Origin of the sequence: Actinoplanes lutulentus (assembly GCF_003259845.1) — a bacterium.
Taxonomy (GTDB): domain Bacteria; phylum Actinomycetota; class Actinomycetes; order Mycobacteriales; family Micromonosporaceae; genus Actinoplanes; species Actinoplanes lutulentus.
On record NZ_QLMJ01000025.1, the window covers coordinates 153,919 to 169,325 of the forward strand.

The 15,407-nt window shown below is 70.1% G+C and carries 13 protein-coding genes; 10 read left to right on the forward strand and 3 right to left on the reverse strand.

The features are described 5' to 3' along the window. The first annotated feature begins 27 nt into the window (after nucleotides 1–27). The 3 genes from B0I29_RS39745 (at nucleotide 28) to B0I29_RS39755 (ending at nucleotide 4,100) form a co-directional block, all read left to right on the forward strand. The gene (locus B0I29_RS39745) at nucleotides 28–1,143 is read left to right on the forward strand and encodes an AI-2E family transporter (protein WP_221402011.1); all 1,116 of its coding nucleotides are present in this window, start codon (nucleotides 28–30) and stop codon (nucleotides 1,141–1,143) included. A 93-nt stretch (nucleotides 1,144–1,236) separates the two neighbouring features. Next, nucleotides 1,237–3,579, forward strand: coding sequence for an amidase domain-containing protein (locus tag B0I29_RS39750; protein ID WP_146617044.1), 2,343 nt, complete (start codon nucleotides 1,237–1,239; stop codon nucleotides 3,577–3,579). A 14-nt stretch (nucleotides 3,580–3,593) separates the two neighbouring features. Next, nucleotides 3,594–4,100: a hypothetical protein gene (locus B0I29_RS39755; protein ID WP_111654336.1), complete on the forward strand. Its 507-nt coding sequence runs from the start codon at nucleotides 3,594–3,596 to the stop codon at nucleotides 4,098–4,100. Here B0I29_RS39755 and B0I29_RS39760 read toward each other — a convergent pair whose 3' ends face one another. Both B0I29_RS39760 and B0I29_RS39765 read right to left on the reverse strand, forming a co-directional pair. Beyond that, on the reverse strand, nucleotides 4,101–4,895 hold the full coding sequence (locus tag B0I29_RS39760; RefSeq protein WP_111654379.1) for an alpha/beta hydrolase: 795 nt from the start codon (nucleotides 4,893–4,895) through the stop codon (nucleotides 4,101–4,103). It abuts the gene before it with no gap. A gap of 11 nt (nucleotides 4,896–4,906) precedes the next feature. Then, a complete protein-coding gene (locus B0I29_RS39765) occupies nucleotides 4,907–5,233 on the reverse strand; it encodes a hypothetical protein (RefSeq protein WP_181558215.1) in 327 nt (108 codons plus the stop codon). Nucleotides 5,234–5,287: 54 nt separating this feature from the next. On the opposite strand from B0I29_RS39765, the gene B0I29_RS39770 reads away from it, so the two are divergent. Genes B0I29_RS39770 through B0I29_RS39780 form a run of 3 tightly spaced genes read left to right on the forward strand, consistent with a single transcriptional unit; the run spans nucleotide 5,288 to nucleotide 8,916 of the window. Then, nucleotides 5,288–6,781 (forward strand): aldehyde dehydrogenase family protein, encoded by a 1,494-nt coding sequence (locus tag B0I29_RS39770; RefSeq protein ID WP_111654338.1) that lies wholly within the window; start codon nucleotides 5,288–5,290, stop codon nucleotides 6,779–6,781. 9 nt (nucleotides 6,782–6,790) lie between these two features. Continuing rightward, a complete protein-coding gene (locus B0I29_RS39775) occupies nucleotides 6,791–7,423 on the forward strand; it encodes an ABC transporter ATP-binding protein (RefSeq protein ID WP_111654339.1) in 633 nt (210 codons plus the stop codon). Further along, on the forward strand, nucleotides 7,420–8,916 hold the full coding sequence (locus B0I29_RS39780) for a DUF6297 family protein (protein WP_111654340.1): 1,497 nt from the start codon (nucleotides 7,420–7,422) through the stop codon (nucleotides 8,914–8,916). The genes B0I29_RS39775 and B0I29_RS39780 overlap by 4 nt, the downstream gene beginning before the upstream one ends. Here the strand turns inward: B0I29_RS39780 and nucS are convergent. Next, nucleotides 8,913–9,572, reverse strand: a complete 660-nt coding sequence (nucS, locus tag B0I29_RS39785) for an endonuclease NucS (RefSeq protein ID WP_111654380.1) — start codon at nucleotides 9,570–9,572, stop codon at nucleotides 8,913–8,915. The two genes, B0I29_RS39780 and nucS, sit on opposite strands and share 4 nt — an antisense overlap. Nucleotides 9,573–9,626: 54 nt before the next feature. On the opposite strand from nucS, the gene B0I29_RS39790 reads away from it, so the two are divergent. Genes B0I29_RS39790 through B0I29_RS39805 form a run of 4 tightly spaced genes read left to right on the forward strand, consistent with a single transcriptional unit; the run spans nucleotide 9,627 to nucleotide 14,951 of the window. Continuing rightward, nucleotides 9,627–10,274, forward strand: a complete 648-nt coding sequence (locus B0I29_RS39790) for a DUF4126 domain-containing protein (RefSeq protein ID WP_111654341.1) — start codon at nucleotides 9,627–9,629, stop codon at nucleotides 10,272–10,274. A gap of 8 nt (nucleotides 10,275–10,282) precedes the next feature. Then, nucleotides 10,283–11,599, forward strand: a complete 1,317-nt coding sequence (locus B0I29_RS39795; RefSeq protein WP_111654342.1) for a hypothetical protein — start codon at nucleotides 10,283–10,285, stop codon at nucleotides 11,597–11,599. A gap of 57 nt (nucleotides 11,600–11,656) precedes the next feature. Continuing rightward, nucleotides 11,657–14,194 carry an FtsK/SpoIIIE domain-containing protein gene (locus B0I29_RS39800; RefSeq protein WP_181558220.1) on the forward strand — a complete coding sequence of 846 codons (2,538 nt, stop codon included), beginning with the start codon at nucleotides 11,657–11,659 and terminating at the stop codon, nucleotides 14,192–14,194. After that, nucleotides 14,181–14,951, forward strand: coding sequence for a hypothetical protein (locus B0I29_RS39805; protein WP_111654344.1), 771 nt, complete (start codon nucleotides 14,181–14,183; stop codon nucleotides 14,949–14,951). Before B0I29_RS39800 ends, B0I29_RS39805 begins: the two co-directional genes overlap by 14 nt. The last annotated feature ends 456 nt before the right edge of the window (nucleotides 14,952–15,407 follow it).

The following is a 15,407-nucleotide window of genomic DNA, read 5'->3' on the forward strand; positions in this document are numbered from 1 at the left end:
GCGGCGTGGCAGCGATAGCTTCCGTTCATGTCGTCCGAACAGCCCGCCGAGGAACCCGCCGAAGAGCCTGTGCTCGTCGAGGACGACGACGAGGGCCGTTTCGGTGAGCCCGGGCGCCCGCTCAACCGGCGCAGCCCGTTCCTTTTCGGGTTCCTGTTCGGACTCGGCGTCATCCTGGCGTACGCGCTCTTCCTCGGTCTTCGTAATGCCGCCTCGATCCTGGTTCTGATCTTCATCGCGCTGTTCCTGGCGATCGGGCTCAACCCGGCCGTGGAACGGCTGCGCCGCTGGGGCATGCGCCGTGGCTTCGCCGTCGCGATCGTCGCCCTGGCCGTGGTCGGCCTGCTGGTCGGCGGCCTGATCGCGCTGATTCCGCCGCTGGTCACCCAGACCACCGAGCTGATCAACAACGCGCCCGAGACGATCGAGAGCTTCCGGCGCAGCGAGACCGTCAACGAGCTGATCCAGCGGTACGACATCGTGACCAAGGTGCAGAGCGCGATCAACGCGGGCACCGTCGGCAACGCGGTGGGCGGGGTGGTCGGCGGCGCCCGGCTGCTGTTCGGCACGGTCTTCAACATCCTGACCGTGCTGGTCCTGACGATCTACTTCATGGCCGCGTTCGAGCGGATCAAGGCGGCCGGTTACTCGCTGGTGCCGGGCACCCGGCGGGAGCGGGTCCAGCTGCTCACCGACGAGATCCTCACCAAGGTCGGCGCATACATGGTGGGTGCGCTGGCGATCGCGATCCTGGCCGGGTTCAGTACTTTCGCGCTGGCGCTGGTGCTCGGTCTCGCGTACCCATTCGCCCTGGCCGTGGTGGTCGCGGTATGCGACCTGATCCCGCAGATCGGGGCGACGCTCGGCGCCGTGGTGGTCAGCCTGGTCGGTCTGGGCTCGTCGATCACCGACGGGATCGTCTGCATCGTGTTCTTCATCGTGTACCAGCAGATCGAGAACTACCTGATCTACCCGAACGTGATGCGCCGGTCGGTGAAGGTCAGCGACGTCGCGGCGCTGGTGGCAGCCCTGGTCGGGGTCGGGCTGTTCGGTGTGATCGGCGCCCTGGTCGCGATCCCGATGGTGGCCGCGATCCAGCTGATCATGCGGGAGGTCCTGGTGCCGTCCCAACAAGATCGATGACCCTCTTGCCAGATCGAGAGTCCTAAGTAGATCATTACCCCCGCTCGTCCGCTTGACGAGAAATTAAATTCGGGGGAATTTATGGTTCACATGGTGAGCCGCCGTTTCTGGCGGCTCTGTCTGGCTGCCCTGATGTCAGTGGCGGTCACGGCCGGGCTCGCGGCGGTAACGCCCACGCCGGCCCAGGCCCAGTGGTACTGCGACGACGATTTCGTGACCACCACCAACGGTGACGGCAGCGGGATCATGAACTTTGCCCAGAACCTCCGGCACGGTCCCTACGCGGACTGCAACAACACCGGCGTGCAGGCGAAGGTCGGGCAGAAGGTCTGGTTCTGGTGCTACACCTACAACTCCTGGGGCAACAAGTGGTGGTACGCCCGCCTCGACGCGACCCAGGACTACGGCTGGATCTTCGAGGACAACATCTCCAGCATCGACCTGGACGATGACGGAAGCGCCACCACGCCGGCCAAGGAGTGCTCGATCACCGGGCAGCCCGCGCTCGGCACGCGCAGCATCACGCCGGCGACCTCCTGCGTGACCGGTACGGCCCGGCCCTCGATCAACACGACCCGGCCGGTGCTCGGCATCACCGGAACGGACCCGAACGGCGACACCCTGCTCGCCGACTTCGAGTGGTTCACCACCGGCGGCACCAAGATCGGCGGCGCGACGTCGGCCGAGTTCAACTCCGGCGCCAAGGGGTCGGTGACAGTGCCAGCCGGCGCGTTCGTCAACGGCGGCACATACGCCTGGCGGGTACGGGTCACCGACGGCATGCGCTTCAGCCCGTGGAGCAGCAAGTGCGAGGTCGTGGTGAACACGGTGCCACGGCTCGGCGCGCGGACGACCGCGGCGGCACCGGTCTGCGTGATCGGATCCGGCCGTCCGGTCGCCGGGCTGACCCCGGCGCTCGCCGCCACCTACGGTTACGCCGCGTCGGCCACCCTGGCCGTCACGTTCGAGTGGTGGCCGGTCGAGGGCACCGAGGCGCTGGGCACCGCGACGGTCTCCGGCAAGAACGCCACCGCGGCCGCGACCACGGTCCCGGCCGGGCAGCTCACCGACGGCGACAGCTATCAGTGGCGGGTCAAGGCGGACGAGGGCACGATCACCTCCGGCTGGTCGCCGTGGTGTGAGTTCACCGCGAGCGCCGAGGTGGCCGAGATGCCGGCCGACAAGGCGACACTGCTGGCGACGTCCGCCAACGCACCCACGGCGACCGACGTCGACCTCGACGCCGACGAGCCGCTGGCGGCCACGGCCGATGCCGGCCCGGCCACCGACGTCGCGGCGATCCGCTCCGACATGGAGTCGCTGATGGAGTCGTTCAACCAGGCGCAGCGGCTGTCGCCGGCTCCGGCCACCCGGCAGGCCCAGGCCACCCGGTACGTCAGCGACGTCACCGCGGCGAACACCTCGCCCGGGATGAGCGCGTACTCGGCCGCCTCCGCGTCGAGCTTCATCGCGAAGGTGTCCGTCAGCCTGGACCGATCGGTGCTGGACACCGAGGCGACCGCACTGGCTCAGGCGATGCAGGCCGACGCCGCCGACCCGACGCTGCCGTCGCTGGTCAGCTCGGACTTCCAGGTGCTGGAGTGGCGGGGCATCCAGGTCTCCGGCAGCACCGCCACGGCGATCGTGCTGGGCGCGACGACGAACTGCTTCGAGGGTGGCTCGCTGTCCACCGAGGAAGGTTGCACCTCGCCGGATCCCACCCAGTGGCAGGTCAGCCTGCGCAAGGGTGACGACGGGCAGTGGCGGATGGTGACCTTCGACGGTTACACCGAGACCCCGGCCGAGGAGCCGGGCCAGGTGGAGCCGGACCCGTCGGCGTCTCCCGAGGCCGAGGCCGAGGCGCAGGTGATGGCGAAGGGGTACGGATCCCGGTTCGACGGCGTCGCCGCGCAGAACTGGGCGAAGGCCAACTACGCGAAGACCTCGACGAGCAACCCGACCATCCCGAACTACAAGTTCTACGGGTCGGACTGCACCAACTTCGTGAGTGCCGCGTGGAACCGGGGCGGCAAGATCCCGATGACCAACAACTGGCATCAGGCGCGCTGGTACAACAACGACGGTTACTACTTCAAGGAGGGCAGTTACTCCTTCATCCGGGTCAAGGACTTCCGCAGCCGCTGGTACGACATCGGCAGCCGGTACGTCTACGTTCAGGGCCGGACCGCGCTGAACAAGAAGTACTCGCCGGCCGGCACCGGTGAGGCGTACATCTTCGACAGTGGCAACAAGCGCAGCAAGCCGGACTGGCAGCACGCGGCCATCCAGGTGGGCTTCTCGAAGGGCTACGACGAGTACGCCCAGCACTCCTCCGGGAAGGTCACCGACTGGCGGACCTGGTACTGGAAGCGCACCTCGTACCAGCGGGTCAATATGGAGAAGTCCGGCCACGGTCTCCGGATCATCCGCCCGTAACGACAGGACCTGTGATGACGAAGAGATGGACAGCCCTGATCGCGGCGATTGCCATGATCGGGACGACCAGCACGGCATGCGGCAGCGAACCGGCTGACGCGGTCATCGGCTCACCCGACGCCGCGGCCGCCACCGAGCAGGCCCTGCGGGCTCTGGAGGCGGACGCCACGTTCGGCCAGGAGACCACACAGGACCCCGGCTGGCATCCGATCTGTGCGGGCCGGCCGATGGGACTCTCGCCCGAGGACGTGGATCCGCGGACCGTCTACGCCTGGATCTACTGCAAGTGGGTGCGGGACGGCGTCGACGACGGAGCCTCGCTTCCGGGGATCGCCTCGCCGGTCGTGGTCCATCTAACCTCGCCCATGCGGTACGAGCTGCCGCAGGACGGCGACGACTATCCGAAGTCGATCGACGAGATCTTCCCGCCGAACCTCCGGGAGGCCGCGCTCGGCGGCAGCCCGGAGGAGAGCGCGGTGCTGGCGGAGCTCGACGCGAAGGTCATCGCAGCACAGAAGTGATCACTCGGGTTGTGGGACGGGTTTGTCGGAGAACGAGGCGACGGTGCGGTCCGCGTACGCACCGGCGTCACCGGTCTCGATCGGCCCGTCCCACGTCCGTGGCAGTGGCGTCGGCACGTCCGGCGCCACTCGGCGGACGATCTCGTCGAGGATCGTCTCGGCGTCGCCGACCCAGAGGTGCTTGCCGCCCTCGACCGGGACCACCTCGCACTGCGGGATGGCGGCGAACCGCTCTTTCGCCTCGGCCGGGCGCAGGTAGTCGTCGAACTCCGGGACGATCGCGGTGATCGGCTTGCCGGCCTCGGCCCAGGCGTCGAGGTGCTCGGGCTTGGAGAACCGCAGCGGCGGGGAGAGCAGGATCGCGCCGCTCACCGACGGTTCCAGGCCGTACATCAGGGTCAGGTCGGTGCCGAACGACCAGCCGACCAGCCAGATGTTCGGCAGGTCGGCGAACTCGGCGTACTCGATGGCGGCGGCCACGTCGAACTTCTCGTCGACGGCGCCGGAGAAGGATCCGCCGCTCGTACCGCGTACCGAAGATGTCCCTCGGGTGTTGAAACGCAGAACCGCGACCCCGGCCAGAGCAGGCAGCCGCCAGGCTGCCTTGCGGTAGATGTGACTGTCCATCATCCCGCCGTGCGTGGGCAGCGGGTGCAGGCAGACGATGGTCGCCACCGGCTCACGGTCGAGCGGGCGGGCCAGCTCACCGACGAGGGTGACGCCGTCCGCGGTGTGCAGCTCGATCTCCTCGCGGTTCGCGGGAAGGATCGAGTTGGCCCGGATCTGATTGCTCATGAAGTTGATTTTCACCCATAGCGGGGAGCGTTGCGTGACCGCTCCACCCCTGGTGCACGACGGTCGCGTGCTCGCCAGCAGCCCGTGTGCCAGTGCCGGCGGTCGCTCTCGTCGCCGTAACCGTCGGCCGGCCACGCCACGATGTGCGCGACGCCGGGGCGGACGTCCTGCATGCAACCCGGGCAGCGATAGACCTTTACCGCCGCCTGCCCGAAGATGTTGCGCACCATCCACTCGCCGTCCTGCCACTGCTGGACGCGGTCCTCAGTGATGCCGGGGCGGTCGACGCTGGGCTCATCATCGGTCTTTTTCTTCGGGCGGTTGCGGCGGGGGCTCACAACACCAAGAGTACGTAGTGACTCGCTGGTAACAATCGCCATACACTCCCGTACATGACGGCGACTCACGTTCCTGGCACTCCTGTGATCGAGGACGGCTGGCTTCTCTCCACGAACCCGGCCACCGGCGACGAGGCCGGGCGTGTCCCGGTCGCCGACGAGAAGGCGGTCGTGGCCGCCGTCGAGCGCGCCAAGGCAGCCGCGATCTGGTGGCAGAGCATCGGCTTCGAGGGACGCAAGGTCCGCCTGCTGCGCTGGCGCACCCTGCTCGTCGAGCGGATCCAGGAGCTCGCCGAGCTGGCCCACTCCGAGGCCGGCAAGCCGGTCACCGACGGGATCATCGAGGTCACCGCCGCCGTCGAGCACCTCGACTGGGCGGCCAAGAACGCGAAGCGGGTGCTCGGTCCCCGCAAGGTGCGTACCCGTCTGCTGCTCGCCGAGCACTCCGGGCACGTGGAGTACCTGCCGTTCGGCGTGGTCGGCGTGATCGGCCCGTGGAACTACCCGATCGTCACGCCGATCGGCCCGATCAGTGGCGCCCTAGCCGCCGGCAACACCGTCGTCTTCAAGCCGAGCGAGTACACCCCGGTGGTCGGGCAGTGGCTGGCCGACACGTTCGCCGAGGTCGTGCCGGAGCACCCGGTGCTGCAGGCCGTGCACGGGTTCGGTGACGTCGGCGGCGCGCTCTGCCGGTCCGGCGTCGGCAAGGTCTCGTTCACCGGCTCCACCGCGACCGGCAAGAAGGTGATGATGGCCTGCGCCGAGAACCTGGTGCCGGTCGTCATCGAGGCGGGCGGCAAGGACGCGCTCATCGTCGACGCTGACGCGGACGTCTCGGCCGCGGCCGAGGCCGCCGTCTGGGGCTCGATGACCAACGCCGGGCAGACCTGCATCGGCATCGAGCGGGTGTACGCGGTAGCCCCGGTCTACGACGCGTTCGTCGAAGCCGTCGTGGAGAAGGCCGGCAAACTGCGGACCGGCCAGGAGATCGGCCCGATCACCATGCCGAAGCAGCTCGACATCATCCGCGACCACATCGAGGACGCGCTGGCCAAGGGCGGCCGGGCGGTTCTCGGCGGTGCTTCCTCGGTGCAAGCTCCCTATGTGGCGCCCACGGTGCTCGTCGACGTGCCGGCCGACTCGTCGGAGATGCGCGAGGAGACGTTCGGCCCGACTCTGACGATCACCAAGGTCCGGGACGCGGACGAGGCCGTCGAGAAGGCCAACGACACTCCGTACGGGCTGGGTGGCTCGGTCTTCGCCAAGAAGAACGGCATCCGGATCGCCCGCCGGCTGCGCTCCGGCATGGTCGCGGTGAACGGCACGCTCACCTTCGTCGGCATGGGCAACCTGCCGTTCGGCGGCGTCGGCGAGTCCGGCTTCGGGCGGATCCACGGCGAGGACGGGCTGCGCGAGTTCGCCCGGCCGAAGGCGATCACCGTACGCCGGGCGAAGTCCCTCCTCCCGGCGATGACCTTCGAACGCACACCGGCCCAGGTGCAGCAGATCGTCAAGGCCCTGCGTCTGCTGTACGGACGTAAGCCCTAGTCTGTTCGAGTGGTCGATCATCCGGCGGTCGAGGTCAGCGGTCTGCACGTCAGTTACGGCTCCACGCCGGTCCTCGTCGACGTGGGGCTTGTCGTGCCGTCCGGCGCCGGGATCTGCGTCACCGGCGAGAACGGCATCGGCAAGTCCACCCTGCTGCGCTGTGTGAGCAGCCTGCAGCAGCCGGACGAGGGCACCATCCGGGTCTTCGGCGGTGATCCGGGCGACACCCCGGAGTTCTGGCGTGCCGTGGTCACCACCGTGGAACCGCCCACCTGGTACCCCGGCCTCACCGCCCGCGAGCACGCCGAGCTGGTCTGCCGGGCGCACGGTCAGGATCCGGCAGCTGCCGGAGTCGATGAGGCTCTGGAACGGTTCGGCCTCACCGCGCACGCTGACGCCATCCCACCGTCGCTCTCCTCCGGCCAGAAACAGCGGCTCACCCTGGTGCTGGCCCTGATCCGGCCCAGCTCGCTGCTCATCCTCGACGAGCCGGAGCAGCGCCTCGACCCGGACGGCAAGGCCGCCGTCGCCGCGATGCTCGCCGAGTACATCGCCGACGGCGGCTCCCTGCTGATGGCGAGCCACGACGACGCGTTCGCGGCCGCGTCCGGCGCGTCGGTGACCACGATGGACGAGCTGTGACCTCGGTCCCGCTCCGCCCGGTCCGCCACTGGATCCACGCCACTCAGTCATCACACCGCGAGCGTGGCGCCACCCTCAGCAACGTCTACGTCGGCGTCCTGTTCGTCGCCATCGTGGTGGCGATGTTCAAGGAGCAGCTCACCAAGATCTTCTGGCCGGCCGACCCGTCGCTCTCCGCCCTCGGCAGCGTCTCGGTCGCCGTCATCTGCGGCGCCCTGCTGCTGTTGTCGCTGCGCCGCCTCGGCCCGATCACACTGAGCCGCCCGGCCTCATATTTCCTGCTCACCGCCCCGGTGAGCCGCCGCCGTCTGCTCATTCCGTCGGTGCGCATCGCGGCGGCAGCGGCAGCCCTGGCCGGTGCCGCGGCCGCCTTCGCGATCCTCGGTCACACCGGCTCCCGCGACACTCTCTCCGATCTGCTCATCGTGATCGGCGCGCTGGCCGGCCTACTGGTCTACCTGATCGCCGCGCTCGCCCAGTCGGCCTCCCGAGGTGCGACGATCATCGATCGCCTCGCCTCGCTGGCGCTCGCCATCGGCCTGGCCGAGCTGGTCGCCGAAGCAGCCGGATGGACGCCGCCCACCCTCGCGGGCCCACCCACGACCACGTCGCTGGTCCCGCTCGCGGGTGCGCTCACGCTGGTCCTGCTGCTGGGCTTCGGGCTTCTGGTACGCGACCTCGCGCGCACCCGCAACGACCGGATCCTGGAATCGGCGAAGACGGCGGGCACCCTGTTCGACGCGGCATTCGGCATGGAACCGTCCTGGATCACCGACATGGTCGAGCGACGGTACTGGGCGAACCGCCGGCTGCGCTCCAGCCACCTGCTGCGGGTCGCCCGCCTGCCGGTGCTGACCGCCCAGGACCTGCTGCTGACCGGCCGCCGGCTGCCCCGCCTGTTCTGGCTGGCCGGCGCCACGACCCTGCCGCTGCTGCTGACCTCGACCCCGCGCTGGCTGCTCGCCATCGTCCTGCTGTACGCCACGATGATCGCGGCCCGCACCTCGACCGGCACGATCCGCACCGACGCCGGCAACCCGGTCCTGTCCCGGCTCGTGGGTCTCACCTCACGCCAGGCGCTCTACCAGCGGGCGTGGGTGCCCGTCGCCCTGGCCGGCGTCTGGGCGACGGCGGCCCTGGCCCTGCTCCAGCTCACCGGCAACCTCGCACCCGGCCCGTGGTGGGCGCTGGGCATCGCCCTGGCACCCGCCGGAGCAGCCGCGGCGATCCGCAAGGCTCGGACCGGTTTCGTCCGCAACGACCTGCTCCCGCTGGACACCCCGATGGGCACGGTCTCAACGGGCCCGCTCGTCAACTCGATCGCCGGCCCCGACCTGCTCCTGCTGGGCCTGCCGACGCTGCTGGCGCTGGCCCAGAACAAGCCGCTGTCCTGGAGCTCGGTGATCCTGCAGGCCGCGATCGCGGTGATGGGCGCCCGCGCGTACCTGAACGCCACGACGGCCGAGACCCGGACCGAGCTGACTCCCCGTTAGAAGAGGGTGAGTTCGTTGCGCTCCATGCCGCGGAGCTTGTCGTAGTCGACGACCACGCAGCGGATGCCTCGGTCGGTTGCCAGGACTCGGGCCTGTGGCTTGATCTCCTGGGCGGCGAAGATGCCCTTCACCGGAGAGAGCAGCGGGTCGCGGTTCATCAGTTCGAGGTACCGGGTCAGCTGCTCGACGCCGTCGATCTCGCCTCGGCGCTTGATCTCGACGGCCACCGAGCCGCCCTTGTCGTCCTTGCAGAGCAGGTCGACCGGGCCGATCGCGGTCATGTACTCGCGGCGGACCAGGGTCCAGCCCTCGCCGAACGTCTCCGGGTGGGCGGCGAGCAGCTCCTGGAGGTGAGCTTCCACACCGTCCTTGACCAGGCCAGGGTCAATGCCCAATTCGTACGAATAGTCCTGGAAGATCTCCTCCAGGGTGATCCGCAGTTCCTCGCCGGCCTTGTTCACCACTTTCCAGACGCCCGGCGATTCCTGCAGCTTGCAGGGCGGGCTCATCCAGTTCAGCGGCTTGTAGGCACGGTCGTCGGCGTGGATCGACACCGAGCCGTCGGCCTTCACCATCAACAGGCGGACGGCGGGCGGGAGGTGGGCGGACAAACGTCCCACGTAGTCCACTGAGCATTTCGCGATGACCAGGCGCACCGGGTGACAGTAACCGACCGAGCGGGACGAGCGTGGCGGTGCCATGCTGGCTACGTGTTCGAAGTCCTCACCGGCACCGGCCTGGCGGCATCCGCCGGCCTGAATGCGTATATCCCCCTGCTGACCATGGGCCTGCTGGCCCGATTCACCGGCGCGATCGATCTGCCGTCCGGCTGGGCCTGGCTGTCCAACGGCTGGACACTGACGATTCTTGCCGTGCTCCTGGCGATCGAAGTGGTCGCCGACAAGATCCCCGTGGTCGATCACCTGAACGACGTGGTGCAGACCTTCGTCCGGCCGACCGCCGGTGGCCTGGCGTTCGGCGCGGGCTCGACGTCCGAGACGGTCACCGTCACCGACCCGGGCTCGTTCTTCACCTCGCACGCCTGGGTGCCGATCGTCGCGGGTGGCCTGATCGCCCTCGGTGTGCACGGCGTGAAAGCGGCGTCCAGACCGGTGGTGAACGCGACGACCGGCGGCCTCGGCGCGCCGGTGGCGAGCACCGCCGAGGACTTCGGCAGCATCGTGATGTCGGTACTGGCGATCGTGCTGCCGATCCTGGTGCTGATCGGCCTCGCCGCCCTGACGTTCTTTTCCTTCTGGGTCTTCCGGCGCCGCAACAAGCGCCGTGAGGCACGGGACGAGGCACGTGACAGAGAAGCAGGGGACAGGGCTGTCGATACGCAACGACTCTTTGGTTGACTCTTCCGGTGCCCGCTCTCGCCGTTCCTGTGTTCGCCCTTTCCGCGTGGCTGGCCTGTTACCTGCTGGGGCGTGATCCGGGGCGAACGGTTCTGCGGTGGGCTTCGTCGGCGCTCTGGGCGTACGCAATCGGGGTCTTGATCTGGACCCTCGCCCCAGGAAGCGTGTTCGCGCAGGTCTGGCTCTGTCTGCCGGCGCTGGGCTGGGCGGGCGCGGTGGTGGCGCTGCTGCCGCTGACGCCGCGCGAACGACGGCCGGTTGATCGTGGCGCACTGGTGCTCGGGTTGTTGTTCCTGGCGATGGTGATCGCGCTGCCGCCGATCGGGCGGCTGGTGGCGCTGGCGCCGCTGGCCGGCGCGCTGACGCTGCTCTGGCGGCTGCGCGCGCAGGTGCTGCCGCTGCGGCTGCCGCTGGCGATGACGACGATGGCCGGGCTCTACGCGGCGGGTCTGGTGCTGCTGCTGGTGCCGGTGAAAGGCGCTGACGTGGCGGCGCTGGCCGCGCTCGGTGTCGATCTGCTGGCGGCCGGTTACCTGATCGCGGTGGCGCACGCGGTGGAGACCGGTGAGCGGCTGCGGCCCGATCTGCGCCGCTCGGCGACCGGGGCGATCGTGGTGACGGTGCTGGCCGGGGTTCCGGCGACGGTCACGATGATGCTGACACCGGGCGACGACGTGGTGGCCGTGCTGCAGTTTCTGATCATCGCGGTGGCGATGGCGGGCGTCGGCCTGTCCGGCCGGGTGCGCCGCCTGCTGGACCGGGTGGCGCTGGGCGACGAGGGTCCCTTGCGGACGGACCGGGCAGCGCTTTTCTCGAACGCGGACGCGTTGCTGCGCCGCCGGGAACGCCGGCGCCTGGACAGCATCGGCGAGCCGGAGTTCCTGCGGCTGACCCGGCGGGCACTGTCCGATTTCGGCGATTTGGATCGGCTGACCCGGAGCCCGCTCACGGATCTGCCGGTGGTGGAGCGGCGGCTCGCCGGCCGGGAGGATCAGCCGCGGGCCCGGGCGCGCGAGCTGCGGGCGGTGCTGCGGGAGTGCGTTTCGGGGCTGCGGCCGACGGGTCCATTCGGGACCACTGACGAGTGGCGGTACTACAACGTGCTGCAGTTCTGCTGCGTGCTGGGCATTGATCCGTACGCGAGAAGGCCCCGCACCGACGGCATGAGCCGTGAGGCGAGGCTGGCGGTGGACTGGTTCAAGCGGTACGTGCCGCGGGACGTGACCCGGCAATGGCAGCAGGAGGCCGCCATGATCGTCGCGGGCGGACTGTGGGACGAGTTGAGCGGTCGTCATCTGCATGAGACCACGACACGCAGTGGCTAAATGCCCGAATTGGGCAGATATGGCTAAACTCCCCCAACATGGACTCCGGGGGTGCGCGTGGGTAGTCACCGCAACGCGTTGGTCGCCGCTGTCCGGCAGGAACTCGCCGAGGCTCGGGGCACCGCACGGGCAGTGCTGGCCGCCGCCGAAACATCACGTGGCGAGGCTCAGCACCGCAAAGGACTGGTTCGGGAGGCGTACGCCACCTGCCTGAACCAGCTGGCCGCGGCACGCGAGTCGGCACGTGACGACATCCAGCGGCGATACCGCAGCGAGGCGGTACGCCTCGCCGGTCACCTGCGCGGACTGGCCACGGTCAGCGCCACGGGCGCGGCCGGTGCGCCGTGGCGGGTGTGGGCGCCGAGCGAGCCGGAGCCGGGCGATCGGCCCGGCCTGCTCCGCATCGGCACGATCGCGTTCGAGGAGACGGCCGCCCTGCCCGGGCTGGTGCCGCTGCTCGACGCCGCGCACCTGCACCTGAGCGGGCCACCGGCCACTCTCGATCAGATGATCATCGGCCTGCTGATGCGCGCGATCGGCAGCACCCGGCCGGGCGACGTCCAGCTCACCGTGTACGACCCGGAGCAGCTCGGCGGCACGCTCGCGCCGTTCGCCCCGCTGGCGCCGGCCCTGGTCGGCCCCGGTGCGCTCGGGTCCCTTCTGGACGAGCTGGTCGAGCACATCTGCCGGATCAACGAGATGCCGGGACCGCGTACCGAACCGTGGCGGATCGTGGTGTTGCTCGCCGATCGGGCCACCGCGGCCGAGATCACGCCGGCGCAGCAGGCCCAGCTGGACCGGGTCGCGCGTAACGGGGTGACCGCCGGGGTGCACCTGGTGGTTCGCGGGCTGGAGCTCGAAGAACATCCGAGCGTCGAACGGATCGTGGTCCACGAGCGGACCGCGTTCTCCGACTCGCTCGGCCCGCTCCCGATCCGGCTCGACCCGCCGCCGCCGGCCGAACGGGTCACCGCGTTCTGCCGGGCGGCCGCCGACCGGATGAACGCCGGTCCCGCGCCGGCCCGGCTCAGCGACCTGGAGCCGCCGAAGTTCTGGGCCGCATCCGCACGGGACGGCCTGCCCGCCCCGATCGGCGACTGCACCGACGGCACAATGGTCGAGGTGCCGCTCGGCGACGCGTTGCCGCACGTGCTGATCGGCGGGCCGCCCGGTTCCGGCAAGACCAACCTGATCCACGTCTGGCTCGGTTCGCTCGCCACCCGGTACGGCCCCGAGGATCTCGCCCTCTACCTGCTCGACTTCAAGGAGGGCGTCTCGTTCGCCCGGTACGCGCCGGGCTCCCGTGACCCCAGCTGGCTCCCCCAGGTACGCCTGGCCGGCATCAACGTCAACGCGGATCGCGAGTTCGGGCTGGCCATGCTGCGCCACCTCGGCGAGGAGTTGCGTACCCGGTCGCTGGCCGCGAGCCGGCACGGCGCCACGACACACGCCGAGCTGAAAGCGGCCGACCCGGAGGGCCACTGGCCGCGGATCGTGGCCGTCATCGACGAGTTCCAGGCGCTGATCACCGGCCGGGACGCGGCCGCCGACGAGGCCGCCGGTCTGCTCGGCGACCTGGCCCGGCGCGGCGGCCAGCAGGGCATCCACCTGATCCTCGCGTCACCGGAGACGGTCGGGATGCAGTCGCTGGGCGGGCACTTCCCGCTGCGGATCGCGCTGCCCAAGGCCCGCCGGGTGCTGACCGACGACAACCTGGCGCCGGCGGTCATCCCCCGGTACCACGCGGTGGTGAACACCGACTCCGGCGCGGCCGGCGCCAACCGGATCGTCCGGCTGCCGGACGCCGGTGACCGGACCGTCTGGCGCACCCTGCAGCGGCGGCTCTGGCGGTCCCGGCCGGTCGGCTGCGAGGAGCCGCGGCTCTTCGACGGGTATGCGGTGCCGCGTCTCCCTGCCGTGTATCGCACCTCGAGCCCTTCTCCCGGGCCGGGTTCTTCTCCGGGCGCTGTTCTCGGGGAGCGGATCGATGTGGCTGCCCGGCCCGCCCGGCTGCGGCTCGGGCGGATGCCGGGACGGAACCTGGCGGTGCTCGGTGCGCGTACCGATGAGGCGGGTGACATCCTCGCCGCGGCCGCGCTGTCGCTCGCCGCGCAGGGGCCCGCGCACTTCAGCGTGATCTGTCTGGCGCCCGAGGCCGAACGCGCGGCGGCCCGGCTGGTCGCCGAGCTTCCGGCCGCCGATTGGTACGACTCCTCGGACCTCACGTTCGACCTGCCCGCCACCGACGTGCCGCACTACGTGCTCGGGTACGCGCTCGACGCGGCCGGACCGGCACACCGGGAGGCGCTGCGTGCCCTGCTCGACTCGGGGCCGGAGAGGCGTACCCACGTGCTCGGCTGGTGGCGCACCGTGCCCCGGCTCCGCGACGACCTCGGCGGGATGAGCGCCAGTTTCGACTCGATCGGCGCCTGGGTCGCGCTCGACGTGCCCGGCGCCGACCTGGCACCGCTGTACCCGCAACCCGGCGGCCCGGTCTGGTACCCGCGCAGCCGCCGAGCACTCTTCTTCGACCGTTCCGTGCACCGCACACCCGAAGTGATCATCCCGTACGAGGTGAACAGTGACCACACGTGACCGGCAGCCCATGGGCCGCGACTACCAGCTGATGGTGAGCGCCCTGGCCGAGGTGAACAAGCGCCGCGACACCGAGCTGGACGACGCGGAACAGGCGTATCAGGACAACGCGTCGCGCGCGGCCGGCGAACTGGCCCGTGCCGAGCACGACGCGCTCACCGCCGACCGCTGGGCCGGCGCCGCGGCCGCCCAGGTCCTCGACGTGGACCGGGAGGCGGCCGCCCTCTGGGACCAGCTGCGCCGGGCCCGCGGGATGCGGGTCCGTGCCCTGGGCGAGGTCCCGGAGCCGGCCTCGATCGAGGCGATGCCCCGGGTCGCCCTGCAGCGCCGGCCCGAATCCGCCGGCACCGAGCTGGCCACCCAGGGACTGACTCCGGGCCGTCAGTCGCCGCGCGCGCTGCTGGCCCGCGCCGCGGACCGGATCGACATCACGTCCCGTCCGGCCGGCCGGGTCCGGCCGAGGCGCTGGGTGTTCCCATTACTGCCGCTGGTGGGCGCGCTCTGCGCGACCCTTGCGGGTCTCATCGCCGCCGGCTTGGTGACATTCGGGGGTACGGACGTCGTAGGCGCCTCGGTGATCCGTGGCTTTGGCTGGCTCGGGTTCCTGGTGGCGCCGTCGACGGGTGTGCCGGTGGCCGCCTGGATCGCGCACCGGCGGCTGCGGGCCAGGCTGGAGATCGGCGGCATCGGTTTGACGCTGCTCGGCGGCATGCTGGCCGCGACGGCGTTGTCTCTGGCCTTCGCCGCGACCCGCTGACCGCTGATCGCTGACCGCTGACCGCTGATCGCTGATCGCTGATCGCTGATCGCCCGGCTGATTGTCACGGTTGTCTCGACGGCATCCTGGCGGCCAATGGGCCGGTGTGGCGACAGAGCGCACCGGCCTGTTGGACCACGGCGTAGTTCGGGTGCCGCAGTTCCCGTTGCCGAGGGGGCGAGCCGTAGCTCAGAGCTGTCATGGGGCGGCGATTGCGTGTCTGGACTACGGCTCGCGCCTCTCGGCCGTCGCTCAGGCACCTTATGAGGATCCGATTACACGTCTGAGCTACGGCTCGGCCCGGCTCGGCTTTCCGCCCGGCGCGCCCGAAGTCGACACGCTGCGAGTGGCCCGCCGCTGCGTGTCGAGTTCGGGCGCGTATCGAACCTGAAATCGACACATCCGTTCTGACCTGCGCGAATTTGGGCCGCGGTTGCACTCGCGCTGCGGGTGGGC

Bases quoted from the DNA above. Each gene is read 5' to 3' on its own strand.
- B0I29_RS39745 (WP_221402011.1), top strand. From the start codon at position 28: ATGTCGTCCGAACAGCCCGCCGAGGAACCCGCCGAAGAGCCTGTGCTC.
- B0I29_RS39755 (WP_111654336.1), top strand. From the start codon at position 3,594: ATGACGAAGAGATGGACAGCCCTGATCGCGGCGATTGCCATGATCGGG.
- B0I29_RS39760 (WP_111654379.1), bottom strand. From the start codon at position 4,895: ATGAGCAATCAGATCCGGGCCAACTCGATCCTTCCCGCGAACCGCGAG.
- B0I29_RS39770 (WP_111654338.1), top strand. From the start codon at position 5,288: ATGACGGCGACTCACGTTCCTGGCACTCCTGTGATCGAGGACGGCTGG.